Raw genomic sequence first — 6,625 nt, forward strand, 5'->3', positions numbered from 1 at the left:
AACGTATTCTCTATCCTTTGGGAATCAAGGAATAACGAACATCGCAATTACCTCATTAGGGAAATTTCCAAGTATGAGAAGTTTTTCCTCGTTAGATTTATTCTATCCAAAACTTTGATTTTTATGTAATAAGTCTTGTAATGTACTCCTAAGTATTCTTTTGCATAAAAAACCAATTCCTGCAAAAAATAGTGATACTTGATTATTACATCATGGAGGGACAACAATATGATTACACGAAAGAAATGGATGAAACTAACAATTATTATGTTTATATGCACGTTTTTATTAGTTTCGGGTGTACATGATCGCGATGCTAAAGCTTTCTCCAATCAAGTCATACAAATTGGAGCGGTTGGAGACGATGTTATTGAATTACAATCACGTTTACAATATTTAGGATTTTATACAGGGAAAATTGATGGCGTTTTCGGATGGAGAACATATTGGGCTTTACGAAATTTTCAATATGAGTTTGGCTTAAAAATTGATGGATTGGCAGGAGCGAAAACAAAGCAAAAACTTGCCCGCGCAAGCCAATATAACGAAAAATATGTGAAGGACCAGATAAATAAGGGGAATAAATTCACGCATTATGGTGGTGTTGATTTAAACAAACAAAAAACAGGAGGCAAGGACGGAGCTGCCGGAAAAACAAATCAAAAACCTACAAATAGGGCACCCCAAGGAAACAATCAAAATCAAAAACCGGCAGGAAACAATCAAAATCGAAATACGAATCAACAAGCGCGCGGTAATAATCAAGGTGGTGGAACAGCCAATCAACAACCCGCCACACCTGCCACACCTGCTAAACCAACTGCAACAAATGTTCCAAATGGATTTTCGCAAAATGATATCAAGTTAATGGCAAATGCCGTTCACGGTGAGTCACGTGGCGAACCGTACATCGGACAAGTTGCAGTTGCGGCAGTCATTTTAAACCGGTTAGAAAGCCCTTCATTCCCGCATACGATTGCAGGGGTCATTTTTGAACCCGGTGCATTCACTGCAGTTGCAGATGGTCAAATATGGTTAACACCGAATGAAACTTCGAAAAAAGCAGTTCTTGATGCGATTAACGGTTGGGATCCTACCGGTGGTGCAATTTATTATTTTAACCCAAATACAGCTACAAACAAGTGGATTTGGTCAAGGCCACAAATTAAACAAATTGGAAAACATATATTCTGTAAATAAGGGGTGACGACATGATAAGAAATATATTGATCGGCGTTTTGACAGTCGGCATAGTCGGAGTTGGTATTTGGGGTTATCAAGAACATAAAGAAAAGAACGCAATTTTAATCAATGCGGAAAATAACTATCAACGGGCCTTCCATGAACTGACCTATAATATTGATATTTTACATGATAAAATCGGAACAACGTTAGCAATGAGTTCCAGAACAAGTCTTTCCCCGACACTTGCAGAGGTATGGAGAATTACTTCAGAAGCCAATAATTCCGTGGGTCAATTGCCCTTAACACTGCTTCCTTTTAATAAAACAGAAGAATTTCTGTCAAATATTGGCGACTTTAGTTATAAAACCGCTGTCCGTGATTTAGAAAAAGAACCATTGACAGATGAAGAATATAAAACATTGCAATCATTATATTCTCAGGCGGCTGAAATTCAAAATGAACTACGGAAAGTCCAACATCTTACATTGAAAAACAATTTGCGGTGGATGGATGTAGAAATGGCGATTGCATCCGGAAGGGAAGCTGCTGACAATACCATTATTGATGGCTTTAAAACTGTCGAAAAAAAAGTGGAAGGGTATTCCGAAACAGACATGGGACCGATTATGACGAGTATGGAAAAAAAGGAATCGGGTTATCGCAATTTGCCTGGTAAAAAAATAACAAAGAATGAAGCTGTAAATATTGCAAAAAAATATACAAAAGTTTCCCAAAACGCAAAAACAAAAGTGGTTGAAAACGGAAAAGGGTCCGACTTTGGTTTTTATAGTGTTTCCATCCAAGATAAAAATGGCGAAACCAATATGGATATTACAAAAAAAGGTGGATACCCGATTTGGCTGATCAATAGTCGAGATGTAAAAGAACAAAAAATCAGCTTAAATGATGCCTCCATAAAAGCCAATCAATTTTTGACTGAACGGGGATTTAAAGATTTAGAGCTGTTTGAAAGTACTCAGTATGATCATATTGGTTTATTCAATTTTGTTACGAAAAAGAATAATGTCCGTATTTATCCGGAATCCATTATGGTGAAAGTAGCATTAGATGATGGAAGTATCATCGGTTTTTCCGCAGAACAATATTTAGGTACAAATAATAAACACAAGGAAATTCCAAGTGCGAAAATTTCAGAGGAAGAAGCACGCAAAGCCATTAACAAAAATGTCAATGTAATGGAAACCCGTTTAGCTATCATTAATAATGAAGTGAATGATGAAGTGCTTTGCTATGAGTTTCTTGGAACATTAGATAATGATACGTACCGGATTTATGTAAATGCACAGGATGGTTCTGAAGAATATGTGGAAAAATTACAAAATGCTGAACCAATTTATGAAGATGTTGCCAATGGCAAAGCATGAATAATGTCAACTTCACTCAGTGGGAAGTTTACCCACTGAGTGTTTACTGAACAAATCGGACGCATGGGGCGGGTCCCTCTCCCACTTTTCTTTTGATCATTGACTTGCCGTTAAGTTGGGATAAATTTGTCCGGAATTCTTAAAGGAAATTGCTGTTTTCCCTTTACCATGTCATAATGATGATAGAGAAGAATGATTTTGGAGAGGGGATCCTATTGTTTAAACTCGGAACGGTTTTAACCATTGAAAAGGTAAATGATGATCAATTCCAACGTTTTAAAAGTAAAATTATGGATTTTGATGAAGATACCATTTCTATTGACTATCCCGTTGAACTTAATTCAAATCGGATGTTATACATTATGAATGGTGAGCAACTAAAAATTTCTTTTGTTGAAGAAGAGTCTGAGCAAGCATATCAATTTATCACGATTGTCATTGGTAAACGAAAGGAAACGATTCCCCTGTTGGTATTATCTAGCCCTAAGCAGGAGGATATTGTCCGTATTCAGCGGCGCGAATTTGTTCGAATTAAATGGACGGTAGATGTTGCGGTTCATCCCTTACATAATGAGTTTGTCCCTTTTAATACGGTCACAGATGATATAAGTGCCGGGGGAGCCTCGATTATAGTCCCGATAAATATACCAATCCGTCAACATCAAGAAATTCTTTGTTGGTTTGTTTTACCGAGGAGATCAGGAGAATACCATTATTTAAAATTCACATGTGAGGTCATTCGAATCATAGACTATAATGAAACCAGAAAGATTCTTTCCTTAAAGTTTTTAAACAATAGTCGACAACAAGAACAAATATTACTTCAATTTTGTTATGAAGCTCAAGTAGCTTTAAGGAAAAAAGAATTAAATGAGTAGTATATTTTGCCTTTATTTCATCCATAATAGTGACAAATTATGGATGGTGAAGAGAAATGAGGCAAGTAGAAAGAGTCATTATGAAACTGGTAATTATTCACGCGATCTTCCTAATCCTTTGTCAATTACTTTTTCATCACTTTAATGCATTTCCCGAATTAAAAGAATTGACACAGTATGAAGGGGTAACGAAAGAAAATTTTTCAAAAGTGTTAGAAACCTTTCATTCCCCCTAAGGGCAGGTATATACCTGCTTTTTCTTTTTGCATTAAGAAAATTTTAATTTCAAAAAGTATGTAAATTTAAATGCAGCAGGAAATTTTTAGGTGCTATTATGGAAAAAATCATCAGCCGGTCTGCTTTTGATTAATTATTTATGATAAAATAAAGTGAAATAATTAAGTTTTATGTTGTAAATGATTTTTATATGGATTGAAAGAGGTTTTTATTCTATGGAAAAAAAGATTTCGATTGCAATTGATGGTCCTGCAGCGGCCGGAAAAAGTACAGTTGCCAAAATTGTTGCCCAAAAACTTTCATACATTTATATCGATACGGGGGCTATGTATCGGGCAATAACATGGAAAGCGATAAATCAGAAAATAAATTTAGAAAACGAACAGGACCTGTATCAGTTATTAAAAATGACAAATATAGCATTAAAACAAGATGGTAAAAACCAACGAGTATTTGTAGATGGTAAGGATGTCACCGAGGAAATTAGACTACCGGAAATAACTAATCATGTATCCATTGTTTCAAAACATAAATTGGTTAGGGAAGAAATGGTAGCCAGACAACAACAATTGGCAAAAAATGGTGGAATTGTCATGGATGGCAGGGATATTGGGACATATGTACTTCCAAATGCTGAAGTGAAAATTTTCTTAAAAGCGAGTGTAGAAGAACGGGCGAAAAGGCGCCACCAAGAAAACATGCGAAAAGGAATTCCTTCCGACTTTGAACAATTGAAGAACGATATTGCCAATAGAGATCGCTTGGACTCTGAACGAGAATTTGCCCCTTTGAAGAAAGCGAGAGATGCGATTGAAATTGATACAACGTCATTGTCGATTGAACAAGTTGTTGAAAATATAATGGCACTTGTTTTTGAAAGGATGGAATAATATGTTTTTCTACAAATTTGCACGTATTATTGTAAAAATCATTCTTACCCCATTATTCCGGATCGAAACAATTGGATTGGAAAACATCCCGAAAGAAGGGGGAATCGTTTTATGTTCGAACCATATTAACAATCTCGATCCCCCGGTTGTCGGAATTACCATGAAAAGACCGGTTATTTTCATGGCAAAAGAAGAGCTGTTCAATATTCCGGTATTAAATAAAATTATCCGACTTTGTCATGCTTTTCCCGTTAAGCGGGGTAAAGCCGATCGGGAAGCACTTCGCAAAGGTTTGGAAACATTAAGGGAAGGAAAGGTGTTGGGGGTTTTTCCTGAAGGGACCAGAAGTAAAACAGGTGAACTTGGAAAAGGAATGTCCGGGGTTGGTTTTTTTGCATTGAAATCGGATGCTTACGTAATACCTTGTGCTATTATCGGAACTTATAAACCTTTTCGAAAAACAAAAATAGTTTATGGAAAGCCGATTCCTTTTGATGAATTACGAAATAAAAAAACTTCAGCTGAAGAAGCAACGGAATTAATTATGACTCATATTAAAGAAATTTTGTTACAATATAAATAATGTGTTGACAAATAGGAATTTTTATTAGAAGTTAAGTAAAGGTAATTATTTTCCTTTATAATAAACATTGGTGTCAAGTTAAGGAGGAGTACATATGACTGAAAATACAAACGAAACGATGAATGAGATAGAGGTTCAAAGTTTTTCAGTGGGAGATTATGTTACCGGTCAGGTGACGAAAGTGGAAGACAAGCAAGTAATTGTCAATATTCCTAACAGTAAATTGGATGGAATTATTCCGATTAGCGAATTGAGTGCCCTTCATATAGAAAAGGCTGAAGACGCCGCTCAACTGGGAGATGAATTAACTTTAGTCGTTACAAAAGTGGAAGATGAAGCACTTATATTATCAAAACGGCGCGTCGATGCTGAAAAAGCGTGGGAAAGTTTAAGTGAAAAAAGTGCAAGTGGCGAATATATTGAAGCAACAGTAAGTGATGTCGTAAAAGGTGGTCTTGTTATTGATGTCGGTGTCCGTGGTTTTGTCCCGGCTTCACTCGTTGATGATCACTTTGTTGAAGACCTTTCAATTTATAAAGGGCAAACAATGACATTTAAAATCGTTGAATTGGATAAAGAAAAAAATCGGTTAATCTTATCTCATCGTGATGTTGTCAAGGAACAAAATGAACAGAAAAAGCAAGAAGTATTGGCAAATTTGAAAGAGGGAGAGGTGATCGAAGGTACGGTCGAACGAGTTACCGACTTTGGTGCATTCGTTAATATCGGTGGTATCGACGGTTTAGTTCATATTTCCCAGCTTTCTCATCAACATGTAAATCATCCTTCAGAGGTTGTTCATGTAGGTGACCAAGTGAAAGTGAAAATCCTTGCTGTTGATCCGGAGAAAGAACGAGTATCCCTATCAATTAAAGATACATTACCGGGTCCATGGGAAGGAGTAAGTGAAAAACTTCCTGTCGGTTCTGTTGTAGAAGGAACGGTAAAACGACTTGTTTCCTTTGGTGCCTTTGTTGAAGTACTGCCTGGCGTAGAAGGTCTTGTCCATATTTCACAAATTTCACAAAAACATATAGGAACACCGCATGAAGTGTTGAAGGAAGGGCAAACAGTAACTGTAAAAGTTTTGAGTGTCAATGAAGCTGAAAATCGTCTTTCCCTTTCGATGAAGGAGTTAGAAAAACCGGAAGTAAAAGAAGATGTGGAACTCCCACAAGAAGAAAGAGGTTTCCAATTAGGTGATATGATCGGTGACCAATTGAAAAAATTAAAACTGTGAGTTAAATAATGAAAACTCGGCATTCCTCTCGCCGAGTTTTCTTTATGTCTTGGTAAAAGAAACGAGCCTGGCCGCCAAAATCATGCCCTCACCATCTTACTACGAAATAGCCCAACCTCTCTTCTTGCTCATCGTTTATATTTGTAAGACTCTCAAGGATGATTTTGCCTTTTTTAGCTAATAGGAAAGTATAAATTTTCCAATTTCTACTTTCCTAACGCATAAGT

At 36.4% G+C, this 6,625-nt stretch carries 7 protein-coding genes; all 7 read left to right on the plus strand.

The window, feature by feature from the left end:
* The first annotated feature begins 267 nt into the window (after positions 1-267).
* The 7 genes from sleB to rpsA all read left to right on the plus strand — a co-directional run bounded on the left by sleB (position 268) and on the right by rpsA (position 6,398).
* On the plus strand, positions 268-1,200 hold the full coding sequence (sleB, locus tag LIZ98_RS16350; protein WP_375293595.1) for a spore cortex-lytic enzyme: 933 nt from the start codon (positions 268-270) through the stop codon (positions 1,198-1,200).
* An 11-nt stretch (positions 1,201-1,211) separates the two neighbouring features.
* Positions 1,212-2,570: a germination protein YpeB gene (gene ypeB, locus LIZ98_RS16355; RefSeq protein WP_041846358.1), complete on the plus strand. Its 1,359-nt coding sequence runs from the start codon at positions 1,212-1,214 to the stop codon at positions 2,568-2,570.
* A 215-nt stretch (positions 2,571-2,785) separates the two neighbouring features.
* The gene (locus LIZ98_RS16360; RefSeq protein ID WP_227203139.1) at positions 2,786-3,448 is read left to right on the plus strand and encodes a flagellar brake protein; all 663 of its coding nucleotides are present in this window, start codon (positions 2,786-2,788) and stop codon (positions 3,446-3,448) included.
* 56 nt (positions 3,449-3,504) lie between these two features.
* A complete protein-coding gene (locus tag LIZ98_RS16365; protein ID WP_034770679.1) occupies positions 3,505-3,684 on the plus strand; it encodes a YpfB family protein in 180 nt (59 codons plus the stop codon).
* A 216-nt stretch (positions 3,685-3,900) separates the two neighbouring features.
* Complete coding sequence (gene cmk / locus LIZ98_RS16370; RefSeq protein ID WP_227140274.1) at positions 3,901-4,575, plus strand: (d)CMP kinase; 675 nt, start codon at positions 3,901-3,903, stop codon at positions 4,573-4,575.
* Position 4,576: 1 nt separating this feature from the next.
* The gene (locus LIZ98_RS16375; protein ID WP_216407375.1) at positions 4,577-5,158 is read left to right on the plus strand and encodes a lysophospholipid acyltransferase family protein; all 582 of its coding nucleotides are present in this window, start codon (positions 4,577-4,579) and stop codon (positions 5,156-5,158) included.
* A 94-nt stretch (positions 5,159-5,252) separates the two neighbouring features.
* Entirely contained in the window at positions 5,253-6,398 is a 1,146-nt protein-coding gene (gene rpsA / locus LIZ98_RS16380; protein ID WP_216407373.1) for a 30S ribosomal protein S1, read from the plus strand.
* Positions 6,399-6,625: the final 227 nt, after the last annotated feature.

It is taken from the genome of Caldibacillus sp. 210928-DFI.2.18 (genome assembly GCF_020554505.1).
Lineage (GTDB): Bacteria > Bacillota > Bacilli > Bacillales > Caldibacillaceae > Caldifermentibacillus > Caldifermentibacillus hisashii.

Coding starts and splice junctions, on each gene's coding strand:
- LIZ98_RS16365 (WP_034770679.1), top strand. CDS start 3,505: ATGAGGCAAGTAGAAAGAGTCATTATGAAACTGGTAATTATTCACGCG.
- sleB (WP_375293595.1), top strand. CDS start 268: ATGTTTATATGCACGTTTTTATTAGTTTCGGGTGTACATGATCGCGAT.
- ypeB (WP_041846358.1), top strand. CDS start 1,212: ATGATAAGAAATATATTGATCGGCGTTTTGACAGTCGGCATAGTCGGA.
- LIZ98_RS16375 (WP_216407375.1), top strand. CDS start 4,577: ATGTTTTTCTACAAATTTGCACGTATTATTGTAAAAATCATTCTTACC.
- rpsA (WP_216407373.1), top strand. CDS start 5,253: ATGACTGAAAATACAAACGAAACGATGAATGAGATAGAGGTTCAAAGT.
- cmk (WP_227140274.1), top strand. CDS start 3,901: ATGGAAAAAAAGATTTCGATTGCAATTGATGGTCCTGCAGCGGCCGGA.